The sequence below is a fragment of the Psychrobacter sp. DD43 genome, from assembly GCF_904846555.1.
In the GTDB taxonomy this organism is placed as follows: domain Bacteria; phylum Pseudomonadota; class Gammaproteobacteria; order Pseudomonadales; family Moraxellaceae; genus Psychrobacter; species Psychrobacter cryohalolentis.
The window spans coordinates 68,261-94,955 of sequence record NZ_CAJHBE010000012.1; the positions used below are offsets into that span (position 1 = coordinate 68,261).

At 41.8% G+C, this 26,695-nt stretch carries 24 protein-coding genes and 1 tRNA gene; 13 read left to right on the forward strand and 12 right to left on the reverse strand.

Features of this window, described 5'->3' with window-relative positions:
- Positions 1-148: 148 nt before the first annotated feature.
- From atpA to JMX89_RS08050, 7 genes are all read right to left on the reverse strand, one after another.
- Positions 149-1,693, reverse strand: a complete 1,545-nt coding sequence (atpA, locus tag JMX89_RS08020; RefSeq protein WP_011514635.1) for a F0F1 ATP synthase subunit alpha — start codon at positions 1,691-1,693, stop codon at positions 149-151.
- Between the two features lie 91 nt (positions 1,694-1,784).
- Positions 1,785-2,408 carry a F0F1 ATP synthase subunit delta gene (locus JMX89_RS08025; protein ID WP_020444434.1) on the reverse strand — a complete coding sequence of 208 codons (624 nt, stop codon included), beginning with the start codon at positions 2,406-2,408 and terminating at the stop codon, positions 1,785-1,787.
- Positions 2,409-2,421: 13 nt separating this feature from the next.
- Positions 2,422-2,892, reverse strand: a complete 471-nt coding sequence (locus tag JMX89_RS08030; RefSeq protein ID WP_011514637.1) for a F0F1 ATP synthase subunit B — start codon at positions 2,890-2,892, stop codon at positions 2,422-2,424.
- A gap of 117 nt (positions 2,893-3,009) precedes the next feature.
- Complete coding sequence (atpE, locus tag JMX89_RS08035) at positions 3,010-3,258, reverse strand: F0F1 ATP synthase subunit C (protein ID WP_010197960.1); 249 nt, start codon at positions 3,256-3,258, stop codon at positions 3,010-3,012.
- Between the two features lie 33 nt (positions 3,259-3,291).
- Positions 3,292-4,158, reverse strand: a complete 867-nt coding sequence (atpB, locus tag JMX89_RS08040; RefSeq protein WP_011514638.1) for a F0F1 ATP synthase subunit A — start codon at positions 4,156-4,158, stop codon at positions 3,292-3,294.
- A gap of 682 nt (positions 4,159-4,840) precedes the next feature.
- Positions 4,841-5,239, reverse strand: coding sequence for an ATP synthase subunit I (locus tag JMX89_RS08045; RefSeq protein WP_149493094.1), 399 nt, complete (start codon positions 5,237-5,239; stop codon positions 4,841-4,843).
- A 295-nt stretch (positions 5,240-5,534) separates the two neighbouring features.
- Positions 5,535-6,482, reverse strand: coding sequence for a metal ABC transporter solute-binding protein, Zn/Mn family (locus tag JMX89_RS08050; RefSeq protein ID WP_201531889.1), 948 nt, complete (start codon positions 6,480-6,482; stop codon positions 5,535-5,537).
- Positions 6,483-6,769: 287 nt separating this feature from the next.
- Here JMX89_RS08050 and JMX89_RS08055 point away from each other — a divergent pair, with 287 nt between their 5' ends.
- The 6 genes from JMX89_RS08055 to gluQRS all read left to right on the forward strand — a co-directional run bounded on the left by JMX89_RS08055 (position 6,770) and on the right by gluQRS (position 12,353).
- Positions 6,770-7,291, forward strand: coding sequence for a Fur family transcriptional regulator (locus tag JMX89_RS08055; protein WP_149493096.1), 522 nt, complete (start codon positions 6,770-6,772; stop codon positions 7,289-7,291).
- A 57-nt stretch (positions 7,292-7,348) separates the two neighbouring features.
- Entirely contained in the window at positions 7,349-8,080 is a 732-nt protein-coding gene (locus tag JMX89_RS08060) for a metal ABC transporter ATP-binding protein (RefSeq protein ID WP_227673050.1), read from the forward strand.
- Positions 8,081-8,153: 73 nt separating this feature from the next.
- Complete coding sequence (locus JMX89_RS08065; protein ID WP_149409721.1) at positions 8,154-8,987, forward strand: metal ABC transporter permease; 834 nt, start codon at positions 8,154-8,156, stop codon at positions 8,985-8,987.
- Positions 8,988-9,296: 309 nt separating this feature from the next.
- A complete protein-coding gene (locus JMX89_RS08070) occupies positions 9,297-10,136 on the forward strand; it encodes a metallophosphoesterase (protein WP_149409720.1) in 840 nt (279 codons plus the stop codon).
- 523 nt (positions 10,137-10,659) lie between these two features.
- Complete coding sequence (gene dksA, locus JMX89_RS08075; RefSeq protein WP_011514645.1) at positions 10,660-11,100, forward strand: RNA polymerase-binding protein DksA; 441 nt, start codon at positions 10,660-10,662, stop codon at positions 11,098-11,100.
- Positions 11,101-11,363: 263 nt separating this feature from the next.
- A complete protein-coding gene (gene gluQRS / locus JMX89_RS08080; protein ID WP_149409719.1) occupies positions 11,364-12,353 on the forward strand; it encodes a tRNA glutamyl-Q(34) synthetase GluQRS in 990 nt (329 codons plus the stop codon).
- Between the two features lie 48 nt (positions 12,354-12,401).
- Here gluQRS and JMX89_RS08085 read toward each other — a convergent pair whose 3' ends face one another.
- Positions 12,402-13,526 (reverse strand): FtsW/RodA/SpoVE family cell cycle protein, encoded by a 1,125-nt coding sequence (locus tag JMX89_RS08085; RefSeq protein ID WP_149493099.1) that lies wholly within the window; start codon positions 13,524-13,526, stop codon positions 12,402-12,404.
- A 437-nt stretch (positions 13,527-13,963) separates the two neighbouring features.
- Positions 13,964-15,379, reverse strand: coding sequence for a UDP-N-acetylmuramoyl-L-alanine--D-glutamate ligase (gene murD, locus JMX89_RS08090; RefSeq protein WP_201531887.1), 1,416 nt, complete (start codon positions 15,377-15,379; stop codon positions 13,964-13,966).
- Between the two features lie 522 nt (positions 15,380-15,901).
- On the opposite strand from murD, the gene JMX89_RS08095 reads away from it, so the two are divergent.
- The 4 genes from JMX89_RS08095 to JMX89_RS08110 all read left to right on the forward strand — a co-directional run bounded on the left by JMX89_RS08095 (position 15,902) and on the right by JMX89_RS08110 (position 20,519).
- On the forward strand, positions 15,902-17,401 hold the full coding sequence (locus tag JMX89_RS08095; RefSeq protein WP_201531885.1) for a SulP family inorganic anion transporter: 1,500 nt from the start codon (positions 15,902-15,904) through the stop codon (positions 17,399-17,401).
- Positions 17,402-17,546: 145 nt separating this feature from the next.
- The gene (locus JMX89_RS08100; protein WP_011514650.1) at positions 17,547-18,401 is read left to right on the forward strand and encodes a universal stress protein; all 855 of its coding nucleotides are present in this window, start codon (positions 17,547-17,549) and stop codon (positions 18,399-18,401) included.
- A 439-nt stretch (positions 18,402-18,840) separates the two neighbouring features.
- Entirely contained in the window at positions 18,841-19,179 is a 339-nt protein-coding gene (locus JMX89_RS08105; protein ID WP_011514651.1) for a P-II family nitrogen regulator, read from the forward strand.
- Between the two features lie 77 nt (positions 19,180-19,256).
- Positions 19,257-20,519 carry an ammonium transporter gene (locus tag JMX89_RS08110; RefSeq protein WP_201531883.1) on the forward strand — a complete coding sequence of 421 codons (1,263 nt, stop codon included), beginning with the start codon at positions 19,257-19,259 and terminating at the stop codon, positions 20,517-20,519.
- A 293-nt stretch (positions 20,520-20,812) separates the two neighbouring features.
- Here JMX89_RS08110 and JMX89_RS08115 read toward each other — a convergent pair whose 3' ends face one another.
- The 3 genes from JMX89_RS08115 to JMX89_RS08125 form a co-directional block, all read right to left on the reverse strand.
- Positions 20,813-21,196 (reverse strand): DUF2147 domain-containing protein, encoded by a 384-nt coding sequence (locus JMX89_RS08115; RefSeq protein ID WP_133104958.1) that lies wholly within the window; start codon positions 21,194-21,196, stop codon positions 20,813-20,815.
- A 271-nt stretch (positions 21,197-21,467) separates the two neighbouring features.
- Positions 21,468-21,731 (reverse strand): hypothetical protein, encoded by a 264-nt coding sequence (locus JMX89_RS08120; protein WP_149493103.1) that lies wholly within the window; start codon positions 21,729-21,731, stop codon positions 21,468-21,470.
- A 76-nt stretch (positions 21,732-21,807) separates the two neighbouring features.
- Positions 21,808-22,701, reverse strand: coding sequence for a DNA/RNA non-specific endonuclease (locus JMX89_RS08125; protein WP_227673051.1), 894 nt, complete (start codon positions 22,699-22,701; stop codon positions 21,808-21,810).
- Positions 22,702-22,924: 223 nt separating this feature from the next.
- Here JMX89_RS08125 and JMX89_RS08130 point away from each other — a divergent pair.
- From JMX89_RS08130 to JMX89_RS08140, 3 genes are all read left to right on the forward strand, one after another.
- Positions 22,925-23,015: transfer RNA gene (locus tag JMX89_RS08130), tRNA-Ser, on the forward strand.
- 283 nt (positions 23,016-23,298) lie between these two features.
- Positions 23,299-24,654, forward strand: coding sequence for a tyrosine-type recombinase/integrase (locus JMX89_RS08135; RefSeq protein WP_201551335.1), 1,356 nt, complete (start codon positions 23,299-23,301; stop codon positions 24,652-24,654).
- A gap of 325 nt (positions 24,655-24,979) precedes the next feature.
- Positions 24,980-26,143: a zinc-dependent alcohol dehydrogenase gene (locus JMX89_RS08140; protein ID WP_201551336.1), complete on the forward strand. Its 1,164-nt coding sequence runs from the start codon at positions 24,980-24,982 to the stop codon at positions 26,141-26,143.
- Positions 26,144-26,695: the final 552 nt, after the last annotated feature.

The window sequence follows — 26,695 nt, forward strand, 5'->3', positions numbered from 1 at the left end:
GTTTTAATATCTTGTGGCATGACGCAACCATATACCATGAGTTGTGACTAAAGTGGCGCTGCTGTCTTAATAAAAAGCTTATCAGACAACGCGCCACTCCATAAGCTCTAACACTAAAGCCACAACAAAACTGGCTTAACCCGTTAAATTAATAACTGTGATTTTGTTTAAAAGTCTCTAAAGACGATTTTAAACGACCTGCGATATCATCGTTATAATTCGCAGTGTCATCAATCTCTTTCATTAAGTCAGCTTGCTCATCATGCATGTAGCGTAAGTAAGCTTCTTCAAAAGAACCGATTTTTTCAACTGGTACGTCTGCTAAGAAACCTTCGTTTGACGCATAGATAACAGCGGCTTGCTCAGAGATTGACATTGGCTGATACTGTTTTTGCTTCATCAATTCAGTCACACGCTCACCGTGGTCAAGCTGTTCACGAGTCACATCATCAAGATCTGATGCAAACTGAGCGAATGCTGCAAGTTCACGATACTGAGCCAGTGCGGTACGGATACCACCAGACAGTTTCTTAATAATCTTAGTCTGAGCCGCACCACCAACACGTGATACCGAAATACCAGCGTTCACAGCCGGACGGATACCTGAGTTAAATAGGCTGGACTCTAAGAAAATCTGACCATCAGTGATTGAAATCACGTTAGTCGGTACAAATGCAGATACGTCACCTGCTTGGGTTTCAATGATAGGTAGCGCAGTTAGAGAACCCGTTTTACCAACCACTTCACCATTGGTGAATTTTTCTACATACGCCGCGTTTACGCGTGATGCACGCTCAAGTAAACGTGAGTGTAAATAGAATACATCACCAGGATACGCTTCACGACCTGGCGGACGACGTAATAGTAGTGAGATTTGACGATACGCTACTGCTTGCTTTGATAAGTCATCAAATACAATCAGTGCATCTTCGCCACGGTCACGGAAGTATTCACCCATCGTGCAACCTGAGTACGGTGCGATATATTGTAGTGCTGCTGGCTCTGATGCTGACGCTACTACAACCGTCGTATATTCAAGGGCACCAGTTTGCTCGAGTTTACGCACCACGTTAGCAATGGTAGAACGCTTCTGACCGATTGCAACATAGACACACTTAATGCCAGATGATTTCTGTGCAATAATCGCATCGATAGCCATCGCGGTTTTACCCGTCTGACGATCACCAATGATAAGCTCACGCTGACCACGACCGATTGGAATCATGGTATCAACAGACTTATAACCTGTCATGACTGGCTGATCAACTGACTGACGATCGATAACGCCTGGGGCGATCTTCTCAACTTTGTCAGTCATTTTGGCATTAATAGGACCTTTGCCATCAATAGGGTTACCTAAAGCATCAACAACACGGCCTAGCAACTCAGGACCTACCGGAACTTCAAGGATACGACCAGTACAATAGGCTTTTTGACCTTCTTGTAGTTTTAGGAAGTCACCCAGTACTACTGCGCCAACAGAATCACGCTCTAAGTTGAGCGCCATTCCATAGACTTCACCTTCAAACTCAATCATTTCGCCGTACATGGCATCTTCAAGACCATGAATCTGCACGATACCGTCAGATACTTTGACAATCGTGCCTTCATTCTTTGCAGTTGCACCCGCATCAAGGTCTTGAATGCGCTGCTTAATCAGGTTACTGATTTCCGCTGGATTCAATTGTTGCATTGCCTTGTTTCCTTTAATTTATGATAACCCGCCACTGACGTAAATGCTCTTATATCACGCATGCTTGATTAAGCTACGTTAATGATTGGCATTAGGCCGTTAGCTGTGTTTTTAACTGTTGTAACTTGCCGCGCATCGAATCATCGATAACTTTGTCACCGACTTTGATCGTAACGCCTGCCAAAAGACTGGCATCCACCGATTCATGAATCACTACGCTAGCATTTAGCGAAGCAGCAAGACGTGCTTGTAGCATATCACGCTGATCATCGGTTAATGGATAAGCAGAGGTCACATAAGCGTCAAGCTGCTTTAAGCTTACTGCCTTGTGACGGCGATAATGCTCATAAACTTCAGGAAGCAGCGCCAGACGCTCTTGTTCTGATAACTGTTTAACGAAGTTACTAAATGCTACTGATACTTTTGGATAGCTGGCGTTGCTGTCAGGGCGAACCCCTTTATTTGCATCTAATAACTGCTTAAAAGCAGAATCATTAGCGCTAGCTACTTGCGTATCATAAAGATCGACCAAAGCAGCTGACTTATGCTCAGCAGAAACAGCTGGATTGTCTAGCCAAGTACTGAACGACTTGTCATTGACAACGGTGGCGGCAACAAATAAGAAGTCTTCCCACTCATTTACTGCCCCGTTTTCATTGGCATAGTCAAACGCGGCTTTAGCGTACGGTCGTGCTAAGGTTGATAAGTCAGCCATTATATCCTCACAATTACAGCTTCGCCGCCAGTTGGTCTAACATGCTGGCATGTTTTTGCACATCGACTTTGTCTTGCAAAATCTTTTCTGCACCAAGTACCGCCAATTCAGCAACTTGGGCACGTAATGATTCACGTGCTTGATTGATTTCTTGGTCGATAGAGGCTTGCGCTTGTTGACGAATGCGCTCGCCTTCCACTTGGGCTTGCGATTTTGCATCTTCAACAAGTTGATTGGCGCTTTTATTTGCTTGCTCGATCAGAGCAGCAGCTTTAGTCTTTGCAAGATCAAGCTCCTGCTGTACATCTCGCTCCGCGGTCGCCAAATCTGCTTTTGCTTTTTCTGCGGCATTTAAGCCTTCAGCAATTTTACGCTGACGGTCATTAATTGCGCCGATAAGTGGTGGCCACACGAATTTCATGCAGAACATCACAAAGATTGCAAAAGCAATGGCTTGACCGATGAGGGTAGAATTGATATTCACGTGATCACCTCTTTGTTAATGAAAAATCAGTTTCATTGATCATATTTGATAGCCAAACTTTGGCTATGGTTAAGATACAAACTTTGACTACCAAACATTTACAACTGAGCTTTCTGATTAACCTGCTAGAGGGTTAGCGAACAACAATAGCATAGCAATACCAACACCGATCATCGGAATAGCATCAAGAAGACCTGCTACGATGAACATACGAGTTTGCAACTGTGAACCAAGTTCTGGCTGACGCGCAACGCCTTCTAGGAATTTACCACCTAGAATAGCAAAACCAATACCTGTACCTAGTGCACCTAAACCGATAAGTAGTGCTACTGCGATAACTGTGTAACCACCTAATACTGGATCCATGGATGTATCCTCATTTACCTATTGAATGTCTAATTAATGTTCAGTTGATGATGCAAGTGACATATAAACTATCGTCAGCATCATAAATACGAACGCTTGAAGTGTAATAATTAAGATGTGGAAAATAGCCCACGGTACTGATAACGCCCATTGAATCCAAAACGGCATTAAGGCAATCAGTATGAAAATCAACTCACCAGCATACATGTTACCGAATAGTCGTAAACCTAAAGAGATAGGTTTCGCTATCAAAGTAACAAACTCTAAGATAAAGTTGATGGGTATTAAAATAATTTGTACGATAGGGTTTTTGGCACTAAACGGATGCAGTGTTAGCTCGCCTACAAAGCCGCCCAAACCTTTTTCTTTGATACTATAAAACAGAATCAGTATAAAGACAGAAAAAGACATGCCAAGCGTGATATTAGGATCCGTGGTTGGAACAATCTTAAAGTACACATGATGTGGATCATGTCCCATCAGTGCGCCGATTTGGCCAGCAATCATAGGGATAAAGTCGACGGGTAGTAAATCCATCAAGTTCATTAAGAATATCCATACAAAGATAGTCAACGCCAAAGGCGCAATCAGCTTTGAGGTACCACTATACGAATCACGAACGTTGTTATCAACGAACTCAACGATCATCTCAACCGCAGCCTGAGTTTTACCCGGCACGCCTGAAGTGACTTTCCTAGCGACCATCCAAAAGATGGCGCAGAAAACAATGCCTAGACCAATTGACCAAAGCATAGAATCAAGGTGGATAGCTTTAAAGCCCATTGCACTAGCTTCTTCAGCATTATAGGCAACTTTCCAACCTTCGCCCGGCAGATAGCCGTACGTCCAGTTCGTTAAGTGGTGAGAGATATATTCTGTTGTTGTTTGCTCGCCTGCCATAATGTCAGCTTCTTATTAATCAACGATTTAATCAACTACCAAAAATATGGTTGTCATCTGATGAGATTTTAGTATGTTTATCTGCCTTACAACAAAGCAAGCAAATGACTCATGCTAACACGCTCATGTAACCAATAACATCCAACCCATAGTTCAATGACTCATGCTGATTTGATAGCGTAAGATAAATTTTAGCTATCAAAAAAGGGCTTATGATAGTTCAGTAATAGCCCTTTACATGTGTACGCAAAATTCTTATGTATATGTTTACTTATTATCACTGTGTTTTGACAGTCGACGCTTAATACAGCGCTGTTAAGTAAAATATTTAGCTGCATATATTAATGCAGGGTTGTATTCGTGTAAAGTCAATTGTGACTTTTTTATCCGCTGTATGAATAAGTTAGCTGCTAGGGGCGTTTAACACCGTTGCTTCGCATCTATAATTAAATTGTAAGAATTTAATTATAAATAGTAGTAAACGCTCATTTCGCGTTCCCCTACCCGCACATTACTGCACGCTACCTTATATCAAACGCTCATATCACGATAGTTGGTACTGTCCTAAGACAATTATTATGCTTCGACTTTCTAAAATCAGTCATAGAGAAGCTGGACGGCAGGGTGACTTGCTAAGCGCAATGAATACTGTAACTATGTATATAGTTATCATTTATTAACACTAGCGTATATGCCACAACATCCAACTGTGACTAATTTGCATTACCATAAAACCGATAAACAGCGCTGGCGCAGATAGGGGTTGTACGGTAATAAAAATTAGTGCGAAACCAAACACAGTCAATAGCCATTTGGCCATCTGACCCCGATAAAGCTGGCTAACAATATGTAAGCGCGCGCGATAACCGGTATACCAAAAGATAAAAAAGGCAAAGACAGCTTGTGTGGCAAAACTTAGCAAGGCACCAATAGCGGTACTTTTTGCAACGGTTAGCGAACTGTGCAGCCATATCGTATCTACAAGCCAAGCAATAATAATAAGGATAAACAGTATCCATGCTTGACGTTTGATATAAATACCAATTTTATCTTTTTGTGTGCGTTTGGCAGGCTTGGTCATCGGTATTCCTATAGCCTTAAACATTTGGATTATATCGCTATCTAATATCATCGCGACACTATTATCCGTGAATGGCTCACTCTACAGATGTTACCTTTTAACCAAAATTAAACGCCACTTATTATAGGGAGCGAGCCCCTTTTAAGCAAGTAAAATATACCTTTTATCAGTCACCTAGCTCAATCATCAAGAATTCAGATACTTAAGCGTAGATAACCAGTCTTTGACCGGCACTATATCACAGTCTTTAGAGATTCTTAATTAACAGTTTCAATCACTTATTCTAATAAGTCCATTATGATATACATTGGCGAATTTGCTGTGCCATCGTTTGCCACCCACTGACAAAGTCTTTACTATTACTCATATCTTCTGCCTGAACGGTTTCTTGAACAGGCTGTAACTTGGCAAGTAAACCTTTGGCAGGCGCACTTGGACTGACCAGACACATCTGATTAGCTGGGCGCTGCTCGTTAAGCCAGCGTAATTGACTGGCTTTTGGTGCTAAATGATCATCAGTACTTAAGCTGCCAATGAGCTGTAGGTTGATGCTGTTTTCCATATATTGATAAGCATCATGATAAGCCCAATACGGCAAAGGTTTTTGTTTAGCACTACTGTTTGACCCTGCTACTGCTGCATCCATACGCTGGGCAAATTTTTGTGCATTGGCATGATAAAGTTTTTTATATTGCGGATTGGCATGACTATGTATGACGGCAAGCGCACGGGTAATGGCTTTGGCGTTGTTAGGATCCAACCAAATATGTGGATCAAGCGTGCCAGCGATAGGCTTGCCTTTGATATCACGCAAAGGATGGCGATTAAAAGCATCAAACTTAAATAAAGCGATAGAGTTAGGCGCGTCGTTTAAATTTGCTGCCAAGTTATTTTCTAACGGCTCACCAAACCAAACCACAAAGGTGCTGTCTTGAATTGCCTTAATATCGCCGGGGCTGATACTACCATGATGCCCAACCTCTCCCGCTTGTAGCAACTGCTTGGCAGGGGGTGCGCCTTCAGTAACTGCTTGGCTTAACAAAAATAATGGATAATTACTCACACTCACACTCACACTCACCGTTGCCGCTTGAGCTGGTAACGCCAAAAACCCTAACATCAACAAGCTAGCTATTAAGAAGTACTGCTGTGTTAATTGCTGCACTTTATGCAAAAGGTTCTTTTCTTGAACGTTTAAGCTGTTATCTACAATCGGCGTGGCTTTATGAGCATTGGCAATCATGCGTTATTGATCCTATTAAGTCATTGAACTGCGATATCTTTAATATATTAAGTTTCCAATCATTATGTTATACTATAACATAATGAAATCCCACTTTTATTTTGCATTTCAGCTATTCTGTTTTTGCTAACCGCGGTCCAACCTACAAAAGCGATGTTGATTAAAAGTAATAGTAAGGTTTGGCAAATCTACGTATTGATATAGCCATTTACCGTTATACTGTGCGGAATTTAATTAAAACCGAATGCTTTCTGCATTTATTGAAAATGCTTTTGGGAGTTTATGCTATGCCGACCACTTCATCGAACTGTGAGCATGCTCATGACGTGCAAGATTTTACGCCACAGGATGTGACCGAGCGTCTAGAAGCAGCAAAAGAGCAGTCTCGTATGCGAGGTGTGCGTTTTACCCCCTTACGGCAGCAAATATATATGCTGGTATTGCAAGCCAATAAACCAGTAGGCGCTTATGATTTAATCACTCAGTTACAGCAAATGCGACTCTTAGATAATGACAGTGAGCTTGAGGGCACGAAAAATGTCGCACCGCCAACTGTATATCGCAGTTTAGAGTTTTTATTGAGCGAAGGTTTGATTCATCAGCTGACCTCTATCAATGCTTATGTACCTTGCTGTCATCCACGCGCTCATCATACGGCAGCCTTTTTAATTTGTGAGCAGTGTCAACGCGTACAAGAGTGTAGCAGCTTACCTGTGCAAGAGATGATGAGCTTTGCTGAAGAAGATATCGGCTTTACCGTTGCTCGTAGTGTGATTGAGCTGAGCGGTCGTTGCCAAGCCTGTCAGTAAAAATTTAGATTACTGTTATATTTAAACCTATTCCCTATCCATATGCGCGGTCATCTGATGAATAATACAAGTAAGCTGCTGAACTTAAGCAATGTCAGCTACTATATTGGTCAACAACGTTTACTGTCTAATATTAATATTGACATTGCTGTCAATGAGACGGTAAGCGTTATTGGTCCCAATGGTGCGGGCAAGTCGACGCTGGTTAAGCTTATTTTGGGACTGATTGTACCAACATCTGGACAGGTCACACCTTCTGAGCCTTTACAGATAGGCTATGTGCCGCAGCGATTTTCTGTGCCACCAATACTGCCATTACGTGTCAGCGACCTTTTAGCGCAAGCCCGTAAAAAACGCCTTACGGCAGAGCAGCGGCAGTTTATATTTGATAAATTATCATTGACCCATTTACTCTCGCGGCAGATGCTGCACCTCTCTGGAGGTGAAACTCAACGGGTATTATTGGCACGGGCGTTATTAGATAAGCCCAACTTATTGATTTTAGATGAGCCGATGCAAGGTCTTGATCCTGAAACGGAAGTTTGGTTGTATCAATTTATTGATGAACTACCGGAATTTTTACGCTGTGCTATGTTAGTAGTCTCGCATGATTTGCACTGGGTCATGAAAGGCAGTCGACGAGTGATTTGCTTGAATAAGCATATTTGCTGTGAAGGTCAACCGAGCGAGCTTGCCATCAGCAGTGAGTTTCAAAAGCTATTCGGTCATCATTACGAGCAACCGTATGTCCATCAGCCGCATGCCTGCGAGCATCACGCACCAAGCTAGATATAATAAAAATCAAATGACTTAAATCAAAAATGCCTGACACCTTTTTTATAAAAATTTACGGATATGTATTATGAGTGCTTGGTTAGCCATTATTGCGCCTGCTTGGATTGCCGGTAGTATTTTAGCATTGCTTTCAGCACCTTTAGGATGCTTGGTGTTGTGGCGACGTATGGCTTTTTTCGCTGATGCATTAGCACATGGGACATTACTAGGTGTGGCACTGGCGGTATGGTGGCAGATGCCAATGGGTATCGGTATTGCATTGGTCAGCGTGCTGGTGGTATTGGGACTGGTATTTATGGATGATGAACGCTTACCAGCCGATGCTGTACTAGCAGTGGTTGCCGTATCCTTACTGTGTCTGGGATTATTAACTTTAACCCAACTAACCGATCAGCAAGCAAACGTCTTAGGGTTCTTGTTTGGTAACTTGCTTGAGCTTGATTGGGCAGACTTGCCCTTAATTGCTGGCAGCGTATTGGTCGGTTTGGCATTACTCATTTATATATGGCCTGCCCAAATTAAATTGGCAACCCATGAAGCTTTGGCACGTATACAAGGCGTTAACCCTACTCGCCAACGTCTGTTTTTTATGGGCGTATTAGCAGGGTTCTGTGCCATCGCTTTGCAAGCTGTTGGCAGCTTATTGATCAGCGGCTTATTGGTATTACCAGCTCTTACTGCTCGCCTGTGGTCAGCGTCACCAAAACAGATGGTGATTCTCGCCCTATTTACAGCACAACTTGGTGTGACACTCGGTGTATGGGGTAGTATTTGGCTTGATATCCAAACTGGACTCTCTATCGTCTTGGTCTTAGCCAGTTTGTTCTTTACCGCTTTAATCATCTCAAAACTGACCACATCAAAATCTATATTGGCAAAGTTTTGGTCGCCACGCCGTTAGAAGGTAGGCCATTTGCCATAACACACTATAGCCATAGGTAATGCTCTCAAATATCTCTTTCCCTTGCACAACTTTATTTCATTAAAATTGCTAAAGCTTTCATACGTTTAATGTTGTAAAATTTCACGAATGCTATCAATATGATAGTTAATAGCGCTTTACGCAAGAGGGAACACCCTTCTTATCAGCAGTCTAAAATGCGCTCTATAAAAACGACATTGAGAAATCAGGTGAGCTGCCATGGTGCATTTAATTATCTGAATATCCTAAAAGTGTTCATTGTTAGTCTTCGATAAGGGACAAAATTTAATGCCAAGCTATCCTGTGAGTGCCGTCAGCACGCCAGACGGACAGGTGAATGTATTGCAAATCACTGATTTGCATCTATCATCACACGTGCCGGCTTCTGCTGATGAAACCAGTAGTGAAGTCGCTGTTTGCCAATATAGTTTTGAGGCAATTATCAAGCAAGCATTGAGCAAAGAGATACGGTGTGATTTAATTATTGTAACAGGCGATTTGGTCAATAAAGTAGAGCCTGCTATTTATGACCATATTTTTACAGTATTGAAGGAGACGGGTATTCCCTTTGCCTGTATTGCTGGCAATCATGACGTGACTGATGAGATGGGTGAGGATTTACCTTTTTACCAACGGACGCTGATTGCGAGGGCTTCTGACCCACGTCTGCTTAGCCGTCATTTGATTGAATCTGAGCATTGGCAGCTGCTTTTACTAGACTCATCGATTACTGGCAAAGTAGAAGGCGAGATTACATCAACCGACATTGATTGGGTACGTGAGCAGCTAGCATTTTGTGCTAAGCCCGCTCTCATCGCGCTCCATCATCATGTATTGCCCGTAGATTCCGAATGGATTGATAGCCATATGGCAGAGAATGCAGAGGAGTTCTGGCAGCATATAACCCCCTTTGAAAATCTTAGCGTTATTATCAATGGACATACCCATCAAGAGCAAACACGCCATCATCAAGGTGTCACTGTATATAGCACTCCTTCTACCTGCTATCAATTTAAGCCGTTTGAAGACAATTTTGCCTACGATAAAAATATGCGCCCAGGGTATCGTTGGTTGCAATTAGCCAACAATGGAAAGGTTGCAAGCTGGGTTGAAAGACTAGATACTTGACGACCAGTTTTATTGACTAGAATTGATTACTTGTCTGGCTATAATGGTGCTTTGAGGCTGTCGGCTATATTGCTCGCTGATTTTGCTTGATTCGTTATAGAATGGCTGGCACAGTATAGGTTGATATAAATATAACTAATCGCATTTTTGTCTTGAGAGCTATATTTTGAAGACAGCATTACAAACGATAAATAGTGATAAAAATCACAACAGTTTAATATATCATTAGGCAATATTATAATAGCTAGGATGGCTACATCGACCACAATTTAAGTGTTCACAGTCAGTGACTTATTATTTTATTTAGGCATAACCATTTAAATATAAATATTTATGACAATATACTTGACCATTGATACGTCATTATCAGCATATTGAGACAAACATTTTAATCAGATCAGCTGTGTTACTAAGTGGTAAAACGTTTTATAAAGGGAAAATTTATAGCGTTTGGTAAATTGATAACGTCTGGTCTTTTGACAGCACGTTTTATTGAATTAATTTGAAAAAGTAGGATACCCATATGAGCACCCTGACCACGAATCCAAGTGATGTTAAGTTTACGCCTTATGCACCTGCCAAAGACGAAGAGTATATGTCTGATGAGCAGTTGGCACATTTTAAGGCAATGTTATTAGACTGGAAGCATCAGCTTATCGGTGAAGCGGATCGCACTAAGACTTATATTCAAGATGAGTCGAGCGCCATGCCAGACATCAATGATCGCGCCACTCAAGAAGAAGAGTTTGCGCTGACTTTGCGTACGCGTGACCGCGAACGTAAGCTTATTCGCAAAATTGACAAGTCTATCTCAGAAATTGAAAATGATGATTATGGTTTTTGTGAAACCTGTGGCGTAGAGATTGGTTTGCGTCGTCTTGAAGCACGTCCAACAGCAACTCAGTGTATTGATTGCAAAACATTGTCTGAGATTAAAGAACGCCAAAACCAAGGTCATACCTAAAAGCGCTTAGGTTTGCTAAATACAAGATATAGTGAACTGAAGCCATTTTGATTAAGCATGACAATAACGACGAGCGACCATTGATTGGTCGCTCGTTGCGTTTTATAAATAGGCTTTACGCAGGTTGACGAGTCACCAACAAAATAAGCGTATTTGTTAAATATCTTTTTATAATGGGATTGTTTATTCTATTTATCTCTCCAGTCATTTTACAATAACTGTCTATGTTGAAAACCTCTACCCCGTCTAAGTCAGAAAAAACTATGCCAACCAATATTGAATTGACGCAGCCTATCGGCCGTTTTGCGCCTTCACCCACAGGTGAGCTGCATCTAGGTTCGTTAACGACCGCGCTTGCAAGCTTTTGTCATATCAAATCACTCGGTGGCAAATGGTTATTACGTATCGAAGATACGGACACCGAACGTTGTGACAGACAGTTTACCGAGCAAATTTTGATAGATTTAGAGGCGCTTGGGCTCAACTGGGATGACGATGTTATTTTTCAGTCTGAGCGCATTGATATTTATAATGATTATGTCTCTTCAGTATTAAGTCCTCTGACTTATGGCTGTCAGTGCTCACGTAAGCGTTTAGAGCATTATTGGACACAGCAAGAACAACAAATAGCGCTTAATGATGTAAAATTATCCACTGACTTGTCTATTAACGATAATAGACAAGTAGATAGCGATCTACAGCCTAATAGACAACGCTATCCACGTTTTTGTATTGAGGAGGATTTAAGTCCTACACAACATAAACTGCGTATACAGCTGCCAGATTACTGTATTGGATTTAATGATGGTATCCAGGGCATACAGTGGGATAATCCGCAGCAAACTTTAGGGGACATGGTGGCTCGACGTCAAGATGGCATGATTAATTATATTTTGGCGGCAAGTCTTGATGACGGACTACAGCAAGTCACTCATATCATGCGTGGTTTGGACATCTTACCGATGACGACTGCTCAAATCAGTATCATGCAAGCAGCACGCTTACCGACGATCAGTCATTGGTATCATCTGCCCTTGATATGCAATTCAGATGGTCAAAAACTTTCCAAGCAAAATCTTGCGCAGCCTATCGATACCCGTCATCCAAGTAAATTACTTGCGTATGCGTTAAAGCTATTAGGGCAGTTACCAGTCGAGCATGACTCGCCAGAGCGTATGTTAAATCAAGCGATTACTCAATGGGATAGCACGCCATTACAAGGTAGGCAGTCTTTAAATATGCCCACTATTTAACAAAAAAACGCCGCTATAAGCGACGCTTCTCTAAATCAAAAACACCAATTAGTAATAGCGACATTGGCTTTTTTCAATCTCAGGACTTTCTTTATAAATCTTTAGTAGCACTGCCACCATCACTAGGCTAATCAACATTGATGAGCCACCATAACTAAAGAAAGGCATTGTCAAACCTTTAGTCGGAATTGCACCCATATTCATTGCAGCATTGATAATAGTCTGTGCAATAAATACCACTGCAATCCCAAAAGCAGTATAGCTCATGCGCATCTGCCGACGCTTTAGAGCGGTATAACTGATACGCATGGCACTACCGATAATCAGCGCTTCAAGTATTAGAATCATAGTCACCCCAACGAAACCCAATTCTTCACCCGTAATGGCTAATAAAAAATCGGTATGCGCTTCTGGCAAATGCGACAGTTTTTGCACACTTTCACCATAACCAACGCCGGTAAACTGTCCACGACCAAAGGCAATTAAACTGCGTGCCAACTGATAATCAGTATCTTGCACATCATCAAATGGGTCTAGAAAAGACATCACTCGTACCAATCGGTACTGTACCGTCGCAACCATTAATACTGCGCCGCCGACAGCGACCGCACCCAAGGCGATAAACTGTTTGTAAGGAGCACCAGCGATATAAAAAATCGCAAAGACCATACCAATGATAACCACAAAGGAGCCAAAATCTGGCTGCGCTAATAATAGGAAAGTTATCATCCCAACCACCAAAGCAATCCTTAAAAAGCCATCCCAACCGTTACGAACTTCGAATGAGCGCCGTACGACAAAATCTGAGACAAATATAATCATTACAAGCTTTGCAAGCTCTGCTACCTGGAAGTTGAATCCTGCTAAGGTTAACCAGCGCTTCGAGCCATTAATGGGTGTGCTAAATAAGGTTGCAAATAGCAAGGCTCCCGTAATGGCTAAGAGTATAAATTGAGTTTCGGTCTTATATAAGGTCTTTAAGGATACAACCCGATAAGAAACCGCTGCAATAGCCAGTCCAATGCCCATGTATAGAAGCTGATTGTAGAAAAACTTTAGCTCTGTCATGCCGCGACTGAGCGCAAAAGGAATAGACGCCGAAGCCACCATTAATAGGCTCAGAACCAACATACAGCCAACGCTAGATAATAAAATCGCACGCGCAGATGGCATAGATAAAACGCCATCTGAACCGTTAGGTTGTCGAGATTGAAAAGAAGAACGAAAGAGAGAAGAGAGCGCCATAATTTTATATACACTAGCAAACGAAAAAACACGGCGTTTATGCAACGCCACCGTTTAAAAATTAAAAAGAGATATTGTTAAATAGACTTGACTAAAAAGTTGCGCATAAGCAAGTGTCGATTAGAAAACCTTCAATGAATACTCATCAAAGTATTCATTGTCTCTGCTACAGCCTGTAATTCCTGACCGTAATGCTTTTCTTTGACAGTAGCAGCAATTTATAAGCAAAACAATCATTTATCCAGAAAATGCTTGTCGTGTTTACGATTATAAAGCGCAGGTCACATAATATTGTAACAAGGCGCTTTATAAGACTAAATACGACGATATAGATGCTTAGGTTTTGCCGTTCATGATAGAAGCCTTTAAGACACAATATCCAATTGTTTAACGAGCTGGCTAAAGTGCTCGCCGCGGGCGACAAACCCATCAAACTGATCGAAGCTTGCACAAGCAGGTGACAATAATACAGCCTGTACTTGCGACAAACTACTTGCTGTTACTTGCTCAATCGTCGCAAAAGCATTTTCTAATGTCTGACATTGATGCAGGCTGACCTCATCGCTGAGACCCGCTGCACGTAAATGCTGCTCAATCTGCTTACCGTCTTCACCAATAAACAGCACTTGACTCACATATTGATTGATAAAGGGCGAAAGTTCACCGAACTGCTGACCTTTACCTTGACCGCCCAATATTAATAGCAGCTTACCGTCTTTTGGCGCATAAACTGCACCTAAACCTTCAACAGCCGCCATAGTTGAGCCAATATTAGTGCCTTTAGAGTCATTAAAATAATCAATACCAGCGACTGTAGAGACATATTGGCAGCGATGCTCAAGCCCTGCAAACTGCTGCAAAGTAATGAGCATACTTTCAAGCGGCAAACCAGCAAGCTCGCCCAATGCCAACGCTGCTTGGGCATTGAGCAGGTTATGACGCCCTTTTATCTTAAGTTTGTCTGCCGATATTAGACGCTCTGTGCCGCGTGCCAAATAAGTTTGTCCGGCGGTATCCGTAATAAGTCCATAATGTCCTTTATTAGGCGCATGGATACCAGTACTCAATCTTGGCAAACTGTCTGATACCAGTGGCCGCGTCAAGGCATCTTCTCGATTAATCACTACTGATTTGGCGCCTTGAAAGATACGATGTTTGGCTTGGTGATAGCCGAGCATATCGCCATGACGATCTAAGTGATCAGGCGACATATTGAGGACTGTCGCGACCTGCGCTCTTAAGTTGGTGACCGTTTCTAACTGAAAGCTGGATAACTCTATAACCGCCAGCTCCATCTCTTCATCACTCAGTAGGCTCAGCGCTGGCACACCAATGTTACCGCCTACGCCAACATTGATACCTGCATCTGCCGCCATTTGTCCGACCAGTGTCGTAACGGTGCTCTTGGCATTTGAACCTGTAATCGCAACGATTGGTACCGTACAAGCCTCACAAAATAGCTGAATATCACTGACCACTGGAATATTTGCAGCTCGTGCCGCGGCAATGGCGACATTATCTAAAGAGATACCGGGGCTGATAATAATCCGTGCCGCTTGTTGTAATAATTCGGCATCGATCGCACCAAACTGCCTGATATCAATAGTAGCAGGCAACTTATCTGCTAACGCAGGATTTTCCTGATTGTCAGTGACGGCAACTTGGTAGCCTTGCTCGGCCAAATAATGCGCGACCGATAACCCCGACTGCCCCAAACCGACCACGACTTGTAAACCACTGCCTTTATGAAGTAAGGTTTCTGTTGCGGTGCTAGCGGTCATGGCTTTTCCTTTTATGAAACGAACAAATAAATGAACAAAATGATATCAAGAAAACAGACAATCAATGTACTGCACATATCGCCTGAACCATTTGCTTAAAATGAATAGCATGATAACGGTATCAACCATATTTCGGTACTGATTTTTCAATACTTTATACAATGAGACGGCGGTTTTTATATTGAGTGGCTAATGCTATAATAGCGACCTCAGTAAGAGCGACTATATTGACGACAACTTCAGCATAGCATTTTTAGTTTAGCATGTTGTCACGACTATCGTGCGACTGTCGCCTCTTATTAGCAATGTTTCATATTACACTAATAGTATGATAGGCATGTTCTCCCTTATTTTTCATCATATGTGTTTTTATAATTTTTCTGACGGTTTGTCTGTCTTCTTCTACCGCAGACCATGATTGCGGACACAGTTTTATCATTCTAGAAATGCTCATCACAATGCAATCATTCTGTCACTGAGTAATGATTGCTTTTTTTGTCCCCAACTATATGCAGTTTACTTATGACATCTTTTTTTGGTAATTTACGTGAAGAGTGGTTTTCCAATATTCGTGGCGATACCTTATCGGGTTTAGTCGTTGCTCTGGCACTGATTCCAGAGGCCATTGCCTTTTCTATCATTGCCGGTGTCGACCCAAAAGTTGGTTTATATGCCTCATTTTGCATCGCAGTAGTCATCAGTTTCGTTGGTGGACGTCCGGGTATGATTTCGGCAGCTACAGGAGCTATGGCACTGGTCATGGTTGACTTGGTTGCCGACCACGGTCTGCAATATCTACTTGCTGCAACCTTGTTGTGCGGTGGTATTCAAGTCGTTATGGGCATCTTAAAGCTGGGTAATCTGATGCGTTTTGTATCGCGCTCAGTCGTTATCGGTTTTGTGAATGCGCTGGCAATTTTGATATTTGCCGCGCAGTTGCCTGAGCTCAACCCTGCCACTGAACGCGTTGGTCTGACGGTTTATATAATGACTGCTGCAGGTTTGGCGATTATTTATTTATTTCCCCTCATTCCTAAAATTGGTCGCGTTATTCCATCGCCACTGATTTGCATTGTAGGTTTGACAGCTGTTGCCATGTATATGAATCTTGATATTCGTAACGTTGGTAGTATGGGCGACTTGCCAGATTCATTACCAATGTTTTTGCTTCCTGATATTCCCCTAAACTTGACTACCTTACTTATTATCGCGCCTTATTCTATCGCACTTGCCATCGTAGGTTTGTTGGAATCTATGATGACAGCAACCATTGTCGATGAGCTGACCGATACGCCAAGCGATAAAAACCGCGAATGCCGTGGTCAAGGTATCGCTAACGTCGTATCAGGATTCTTTGGCGGTATGGCTGGCTGTGCAATGATTGGGCAGTCAATGATTAACGTAAAATCTGGTGGGCGTACCCGTTTATCATCGCTCATCGCTGGTGTCGTACTACTGATTATGGTGGTGTTTTTAAATGATTGGGTCAGCTTGATACCGATGGCGGCGCTGGTAGCTGTGATGATTATGGTATCTATTGGTACCTTTAACTGGCAGTCTATTCGTGAATTTAAGACCCATCCTATGTCATTTAATATTGTCATGCTAGCGACAGTTTTGACCACCGTCTTTACTCACAACTTAGCATACGGCGTCGGTGTTGGCGTACTATTATCTGCTTTAGCTTTTGCTAACAAAATTGGTCAATTCTTAACCGTATTTAGCGAATATGATGACAATAGCAATACGCGTTATTATTACGTTCAAGGGCAAGTGTTCTTTGCATCTACCACGCAGTTTTTGCAAAGCTTTGATACCAAAGAGGCATTAGATAATGTTCACATCGATGTGAGCCAAGCGCATTTTTGGGATATCAGCGCAGTAGATACCTTGGACAAGCTGGTGATACGCTTGCAGCGCGAAGGTATTGAGGTAAAAGTCGTTGGATTGAACAGTGCCAGCCGTACGCTTATCGATCGTTTTTCGATTCATGATCGCCGAGATATTGGCTTATTAGATTAGAACTGTATGTGTGTTATCAAGCTGATATAAACGAGTGGTTTATTGATCAGTAATTATATTGGTATATAAATCAAGTTGGGCAGTTGAGCGCCATATCTCGACTGCCCAGCTTGCATTTAAGTTATTGAAATGATGTGATGCCTTTATGAGTAATTTGAAGCCAGATAGCGTGATTGCCTGCTTAGACTGCCCAAACCATGTGCAAGCTGTATTGGAAGCAAGCATGTGGGCGTCTATCCGCTTGCAAGCCCCGATTGGACTGCTGTATTCAGTGCCAAGCTTACAGCAGAAGGCAGCCGTTGATTATTCGGGCTGCCTCAATATTGATGATGAAAATACCTTACTAGATCAATTCACTATAAAAGAGCACTTGAGTAATTGCGAGTTAAAAGCGCAAGGTAAGCTTCTTTTACATCAAGCAAGCAGCTATTGTGAGCAGCAACGTCACAAAATCAAGACTTATACGCTGCATCGGCATGAAAAGCTCGATGACAGTATTAATTATGTCGATGACCAAGCCCAACTTATCGTGATTGGTCATCATGTCACTTGTAAATCGACTCTAAGCCAGCTTATCCGCTCAAGTCACTGCCCCATTTTGGTGACTCATGCACCATTTCTGCCCCCTACCAGTGCTTTATTTGCGTTTGATAATAGTCCTACTTCGCACAAAATGCTGAATTGGCTATGTAAAACACCTTTAGTGCGCGCCTTGCTGATCCATATCGTCATGGTCGGCAAAGAGAACTCTGAAAACTGCGATGCATTACGTGAAGCCTACGCGCGCCTAAAACAAGCTGGTATTAAATGCAAAAAAACCTTGCTCGACTGCCGTGATGTCACTGCAGCGCTAACCTACTATCAACGTGACAACGATATTGGTCTACTGATGACAGGTGCTTTTGCCCAGCCGCGTTTGATTGAGCTGCTCAAAGGCAGTGACACCAAAAAGCTATTAGGTAGCACCACTACTCCGTACTTATTGTTCCCCAAAGCCTAAAGACAGCCTCTTAGCTTATTCTTTTTGACACTCAGGCTACTTATTTATCGATATAGAGACTACTCTTTATATCGATAAACAGGTAGCCTTTGTCTTTTCTAGCTGTTTTTATATCCTACAATCATTTAGCCAATCATCACAGGAAATAAAGCCATATCCTCCCCCAAGTGATTAAAAAGTTAGTTATAATAAAGTTTGTATTCATGTAACGTTACAGGTTAATTGTCTATTTATACACAGTAAAATGAGGATTATATTTGCTGTATAGACGCCATTTTTGTCATTGTGCTAATGATTTTGAGTAAATGCGCCTTATTTTACCTTCCCCCTTGAGTAAGTTTGGCACAATTCTTGAATCATTTAATATAAGCATGATCATAATATGTTGCATCAAATGGCATCTATTGACCTGCGACATCACCCATATAAGGATTTTTTTATGAAGCTAATCACTGCGATCTTAAAACCGTTTAAGCTCGATGATGTGCGTGAAGCGCTTTCTGACATTGGTGTAAAAGGCGTTACCGTCACTGAAGTCAAAGGTTTCGGTCGTCAAAAAGGTCATACTGAGCTCTATCGCGGCGCCGAGTACGTGGTGGATTTTTTGCCTAAAGTAAAAGTGGAAGTGGCGGTGATGGATGAGATGGTTGAGCCAGCTATTGAAGCTATCACGCGTATCGCTAGTACCGGTAAAATCGGAGACGGTAAGATATTTGTGACCAATCTCGAGCAAGTCATTCGTATTCGTACGGGTGAGACAGGTCCTGACGCTATCTAAGCGCAAGACTTACCTATAAATATCTCTTTATAGGTCATACCGATCTCTGTATTGCATATATTCAAGGGGGAATTAACATGCAAAATCAAATCTTTGAGCTCCAGTACGCGCTAGATACGTTTTACTTTTTAATGTGTGGCGCGCTTGTCATGTGGATGGCTGCGGGCTTCACAATGTTAGAGGCAGGGCTGGTTCGCTCAAAAAATACCGTCGAAATCCTAACAAAAAATATCGCGCTTTTTGCGACTGCCTGTACCATGTATATGATATGCGGTTATGCCATCATGTATGACGGCAATCTGTTTTTGAGTGGTATTGCAGGCACCGAAAGTTTGGTCACTGATGCATTAGCTACCTCAGCTGAAAACGGCTTTAATGGCGATGCCGTTTACTCCAGCGCGTCCGACTTTTTCTTTCAAGTGGTCTTTGTAGCCACCTGTATGTCTATCGTCTCAGGCGCGGTCGCTGAACGTATGAAACTATGGGCATTCTTACTGTTTGCCGTGGTGATGACTGGTGTCATTTATCCATTAGAAGGCAGCTGGACATGGGGTGGCAAGGAAGTCTTTGGCTTATATAGTCTAGGCGACTTGGGTTTCTCTGATTTTGCAGGCTCTGGTATCGTACATATGGCAGGTGCGGCGGCGGCGTTATCAGGTGTACTACTCTTAGGAGCGCGCCTCGGTAAATACGGCATTAAAGGCGAGATACGCGCTATTCCTGGTGCAAACTTACCACTGGCAGCGCTTGGTACCTTAATCTTATGGATGGGCTGGTTTGGCTTTAACGGTGGTTCAGTATTAAAACTGGGTGATATCGCTAGCGCCAATTCTGTCGCTGTCGTGTTTTTGAATACCAATGCCGCCGCTGCTGGTGGAGCGATTGGTGCGTTGCTCATCGCACGCCTTATATTTGGTAAAGCCGATTTAACCATGCTCTTAAACGGTGCATTGGCAGGTTTGGTTGCCATCACTGCAGAACCTTTAACGCCGTCAGCACTACAAGCTACCTTATTTGGTATGACTGCTGGTGTCATCGTTGTCTTATCGATTTTACTACTAGACAAAATAAAAATTGACGATCCGGTAGGCGCTATTTCTGTCCATGGTGTGGTGGGTTTATTTGGTCTGCTTATTGTACCGCTGACCAATACGGCAGCGTCATTACTTGGTCAAGTAGTCGGTGCTGCGACTATTTTTGCATGGGTCTTTATAAGCAGCTTAATCGTCTGGAGCATTATTAAGTTTGTCATCGGTCTGCGTATCTCTGAAGAAGAAGAATATCAAGGTGCTGATATTGCCGAATGTGGTATGGAAGCCTATCCAGAATTTATAAGATAGTGGATATATTAATAACTCTGCTTTAAGAATGCTGTAGTGCTGCTAGCAGGGATTTCAAAATCTCTGCCACGCATTGCTCACAGTTTACGATGAACATCTATCCTAGCAAAGCTGTAGTTATCTTATACTGCTTTTGTTTTGAGATGAATATCTAATCAGGATCTTAATTTTACTTTAAACAGAAATATAACAACAGACACTACTAAAAATCCCGCAAAACCTTTCGGCAATGCGGGATTTTTTTATCCTTTATTAAGACTTAGCTTAATAAAGGGAGTTACAGTAACTCAGAATTATTTCTTTTTCCACGTTTGACTACGTGAGAATGGCCCTAAATGACCTTTTAGATCAAGATTGCTACCATTCAAGTTAGCAGTCAATTTATAAGTCTTGTTCTTTTCAGGGTCAGTAATCTTACCACCACTGTATTTACCATTACCATCAGCTTTTAGTCCAGAGATAATCGTCATACCAACGTGCTTCTGACCTTTCTCTGACACGGTGCTGATAAGCTTACCAGTCAACACGCCATTTGACTCGGTGATTTTAACCACGCCTTTTGGCTTGCCTTCGTCATAAGTCTGCCAAGTAGTATTGGCTAATGGATCAGCAGCGAATGCCATGCTTGCTAAACTGATACCAGCAATTGCTAATGTAGTTTTTGCGAATAGTTTCATAAATAGACTCCCTTCATTCAATGATTATTAGAAACGATATGTTTCTATGTCCTTAGCTCATCCTTTGCCAACAATTTTTTATTACAGCTCAGTGGTACTATATTCAGTTTTCACTCATTAGTACAGCAAATACCAAATGACCAATTTACTCTTAATAAAAAATCTGGACAGCATAAGCGTTGTCTTGACCCATTATAAGCAATTTTAAGAATTTGCCTAGTAATTTTTTTATAGTTTATTATTTCTATAAAATCAAAACTATATCAATAAGTTACAAGAAAGGATTGTCTATAATTTTGCCCGATTGGTCATCTTTTTCTTTTGACTTAGCCTCATCATTAATATAAAGACTTTTACTTTCGAAGGCGCTTAAAATTTTACCGCTAAGCTCATGCAGCTGCTTTGCCTGCTCATATCCAGTGTCATTTAAGACCAGATTAATGTCCCCATAAATAATAATTTTATCTTCTTGATTTTCAATTACCAGCTCACCAATTTGCATGCTTTGGTGGTTATTAGCAAATGGGTCAATCATTTAATCCCCCTTTTTTCATGAGTAGCATATTACAAGATGTATCAGAATCACACAGGTTTAGCAATATTTAAACGATCTATGTTTGCAATTGTGCCATGAGCCATTCAAAAATTGCTACTACGAATAGTATCCAAGCAGGCTCTTCTACCTCTGTGGTTGGTAGATCTATCGCTTCACCAGCCTTTAGCGGTAAATCCAGAGCTTGTACTTTAGTTTTTGCATCAAGTACCGGCAAGACGTCAATACCAATTTTAGACGTCAATTCGTCAATACTAATGATTTCTATACGCTCAGATTCGTCGTTTGGCGCATAGTAAACACCTGCTTGATTGATCGCTGGTATATAAACGGCTTTAAAGAAATGACTGGGCACCAGTACCCGCCCTGCTAGTTGCTTAGCTTTTTTATCAGTAAATGCAACCCCTGTGACAGTATAGACTTCACCATATTGCTGCGTTAAATAGCGAGTCGCCGATTCAATATTGCGCCAGATATAGCGATTATTACGTGGTGATTGCGGGGCTATATTAGCAAGGCTAAAGCTATCATACTGCTGACTTCGATTGGCCATGTCACCATTAGGCGCTAAATGTCCGCGGTCATAACCTGAGCCTGAATAGTCAGAGAGTTTGGCACGCATGGACTGTGGCAATCGGCTTTCTTCATGAAAGCTGTCTTCACGGTCGATTTGTTTGGCCTGCTGTAAACGCTTACGATCCAGATATTCTGCTGACCATAATGGTGTACGTGATATACCAGAATACATGACAGCGAAACCGTCCATACATAGTGCTTGGGTATTATTACTGAGCTTCGTATTGCTGAATTCAGGATAGACACCGCCATAAAATGATTGGCTGCATTGTGTGAAATCATTAGCATGTGCCGTTGATACGCTTAAAACGGTAGCGATTATTACCGTTATCGTGCTGTTTTTTAGATTAAATCTTCGCTTAAAAACACTTCTCATGCAACTTTCAACCATTTATGCTTACTATTACGTATGCTCTATCCTAGCAGGCGTCTACCAATAAAGAAAGATACTGCGCACACCGTGACATTTTAAATGCTATCCGCTATACTAGGTCCTGCAAAAATCAGTGCCTGTATATCATATACAGTATCTAAAAGCTTGAAGTCCGAATCAGATTGTCAATGGTCTGTGCAGTATTTAAGTGAGTATGACTCAAAACGGTGAAGTGGGTGAGTGGCTGAAACCGCACGCCTGGAAAGTGTGTATACGTTAATAGCGTATCGAGGGTTCGAATCCCTCCTTCACCGCCAATCTTATAAAATACTAGTTTTCCTACCTATTCCCATACACTCCCATATACCTCTGCAACCCTCTATAAATAACGCGTCTAGCGTTTTTTTTATGCCTAGCGTTTTCCTAAGCTGTCCGAGAATAACCCACCTATCCCGTGGCTTGTGTTGGTCTATTTGTTGGTTTATGATTCTATTAGACCTCAAAAAGACCATCATTTAAGTTTTATGATTTAGCATTAGACCAACGTATTTGTTACATCTATTGATTTATATAGCTTACAGCCATAGGGAATAGACCAACATGTTAAGCGATAGTAAGATCCGCAAGCTTAAACCTAGTGAGAAATGCACACCTTCGCGTCCTGACAAATATAGTGATCAGCAAGGGCTACAGCTTTTGGTACGTAATACAGGCACAAAGACATGGATAAGGGCCTATCGCTTCGATGGCAAGCAGACTCGCCTCACACTTGGCACCTACCCCATCATGTCACTTGCTGAAGCTAGACAAGCCAATACTGAGATTAAGGCGCTATTAGCAGATGGTATCGATCCAAAAAATAAAAAGCGTCAAGACAAGCTTGCTAATATCCACGCGCATAAATTCAAAGACTACGCCTTAGATTGGCTCGCTGAGCGTCAGCGTAACGTCAAGCCGCGTACCTATCAGCAAGACTTTAACCGTATGCATAAAGACGTGCTGCCACACTTTGAAGGCATTGCACTAAAAGATGTGAGCTTTGAAGATTGCCGAGCAATGGCAGATGAGATCGAAAAGCGTCTGAACAAGAACGGTGAGCCGCCACGTGAAGTGACTAGACGCACGATTGACCTGATTTCTAATGTTTTAAGACGTGCCAAACGCGAACGTATCATTGAGCAAAACCCAATCGATGATTTAAAGGCGCTCTATCCTAAAGCCAAAAGTCAGCACATGAAGCATGTAGATATCAATGAGCTGCCTGCCCTACTCCAAGCTATCGAAGGCTATCATGGTCACGACCAAACCCGATTAGGTATGAAATTCTTAGCCTATTCATTCTGTCGTACCATCGAGCTGCGTATGATGAAGTGGAGTCATATCGATTTTGCCAATCGCTTATGGCGTGTTGATATTGATAACCTTAAAATTGCGCGTAAGCATGTCGTACCACTGTCAGATCAAATGCTCAAAGTGCTAGAGGAAATGAAAGCCATCACGGGGCAATATGAGTACGTGTTTTATCATACAGGCATGCATCAGCCATATAGTGAAGAGTTCATCAATAATGCGCTTGATATCTTAGGTTATGCTGGCAAACAAACAGGTCACGGCTTTCGTCACATCGCCTCTACCAATCTAAACGAGCTTGGCTATATGGGCGACGCGATTGAAAAGCAGATGGCGCATGATAAAAAAAGCAGCATTCGCGCGGTTTATAACCACGCGCAGCATTTAGAGGAGCGCCGAAAGATCATGCAGGTCTGGGCTGATTTTTTAGACTTACTTAGAGACAAAGGTGAGGTCGTTGACTTTCAGACAGCAAGGCAGCAAATTGAGAGGTCGTTAGATAGTTATCAAGCTGATGGCCTTGAAGCAATTGATAAACAACACCTTATTCAAGCGCTTATTAATAAGGGTATGACGAAAGTAGAGTTGCAGGAGCTATTAGAATAATTGGTGGTGTTCTAAAAAGTATGCTGGCGATAGAAGCCAATAAAAAATCTATGCTAAGTTCTCTGATTCTATAGGGCTTTCAAGGCTTCAAAAACTGTTCAAGTTTTAATCAGCATACTTTTTGACACACCACCCAACTTTTCACTTACAACACGCAACCTTTTTAACACACGTTGATTATAAATCTCGATTTTCAAGGTGCTAATATAATTGAGTAATACTTAACTTAGATAACATAAACCACTGATTCTAATAACTTTCATCTTGTATTATCACAGATTATTGTTTATCGAGATTCTGCAAGCTTTACTTAACTGGAGAAATTATGCGTGCTTTAACTTATCATGGTGCTAAAGATGTGCGAGTGGACAATGTCCCAGAGCCTAAACTGCAAGAAAAAGATGATGTTATTTTACGTGTGACTGCAACTGCAATTTGTGGTTCAGATTTACACTTATATCGTGGCAAAATACCTAAAACCGAGGAAGGCGATATCCTCGGCCATGAGTTTATGGGTGTGGTTGAAGAAGTAGGCTCTGAAGTCACAGCTGTTAAAAAAGGCGACAGAGTTGTTATTCCTTTTGTTATTGCATGTGGTAACTGCTTTTTCTGTCAGCATGACCTAATGTCCGCTTGTGAGACTACAAATACAGGCCCAGGCGCTGCTATTAATAAAAAAATAATTCCGCCACCGGCTGCTTTATTTGGTTTTAGCCATTTATATGGTGGGATTCCTGGTGGACAAGCAGATTTTGTACGGGTTCCTAAAGGTAATTTTAATCCGTTCAAAGTAAATGGCTCACTGTCAGATGAGAAGGTTTTATTTTTATCAGATATTTTACCAACTGCTTGGCAGGCCGTGACTAATGCCAATATTACTAAAGGTTCAACCGTAGCTATTTATGGAGCGGGTCCTGTGGGGTTGTTATCAGCCGCTTGTGCCAAAATGTTAGGCGCTGAGCAGATCTTCGTGGTAGATCATAATGACTACCGTTTGCAGTATGCCAAAGATACGTACGGGGCTATTCCGGTTAATTTCGATAAGGTAGATGCTGCTGAATTCATCATTGAACAGACCAAAGGACATCGCGGCGTTGACGGTGTTATTGATGCGGTTGGCTTTGAAGCCAAAGGCAGCATGCTAGAAACAATAATGACCAATTTAAAAATTGAAGGGTCAAGTGGTGCAGCTTTACGTCAATGTATTGCAGCTGTGCGTCGTGGCGGGGTCGTTAGTGTTCCTGGTGTGTATGCAGGACCCATTCATGGTTTCTTATTTGGTGACGCTTTTGATAAAGGACTTACTTTCAAAATGGGCCAAACCCATGTACACAAGTATTTACCACAATTATTAGAGTATATTGAAAATGGTGATTTATCACCTGAAGCTATTATTACTCACCGTATGAATTTGTCTGACGCTGCTAAAGGTTATGAAATTTTCGAAAAGCGTGAAGAAGAATGTCGTAAAGTCATTTTAACTCCTTAATTTTTCAAATTTACCCTTTACTTTTAACATTTAAAGGTTAGGTCATAGCTGCTTTAACGAGATTGTCTTAAATAATGGTTATCGCTAAAGCAGCTAATAAAAAAATCTTTGACTTGCTTTTCTCTGCACACGACAAAAAAATCACCCCCCAACCGATTTTCATGGGTTTAGGGATTAAAAAACCAACTAACTGTCTTAGATGGTCTTAAAGCTTAGAAGTGTAAAGCACAATAAACTTTCTCATATTTATCAGGATCATCTTTATTAGCTACAAACCCTTTGCTAACCAACTTTACCGAGTTAAATGTTTCACCTTCATCATTAGTTATCATAACAATCAAGTTTTGATCCTCAAAACTTTGGAGTTCTTTAATCAGCTCTTTAATTGTCTTAGTTCTATCTTCCCATTGCACTATAATCTATTGTAAGTATGCCTATGACAAACCAATTTCACTGGTTCGGTTCCCTAGTGAGGACTAGGGCGTGTCATCAATTAAGCCAAACGACACAAGAAACTAAGTGAATGGCACTAAGGAAATGACTGGCTAACTT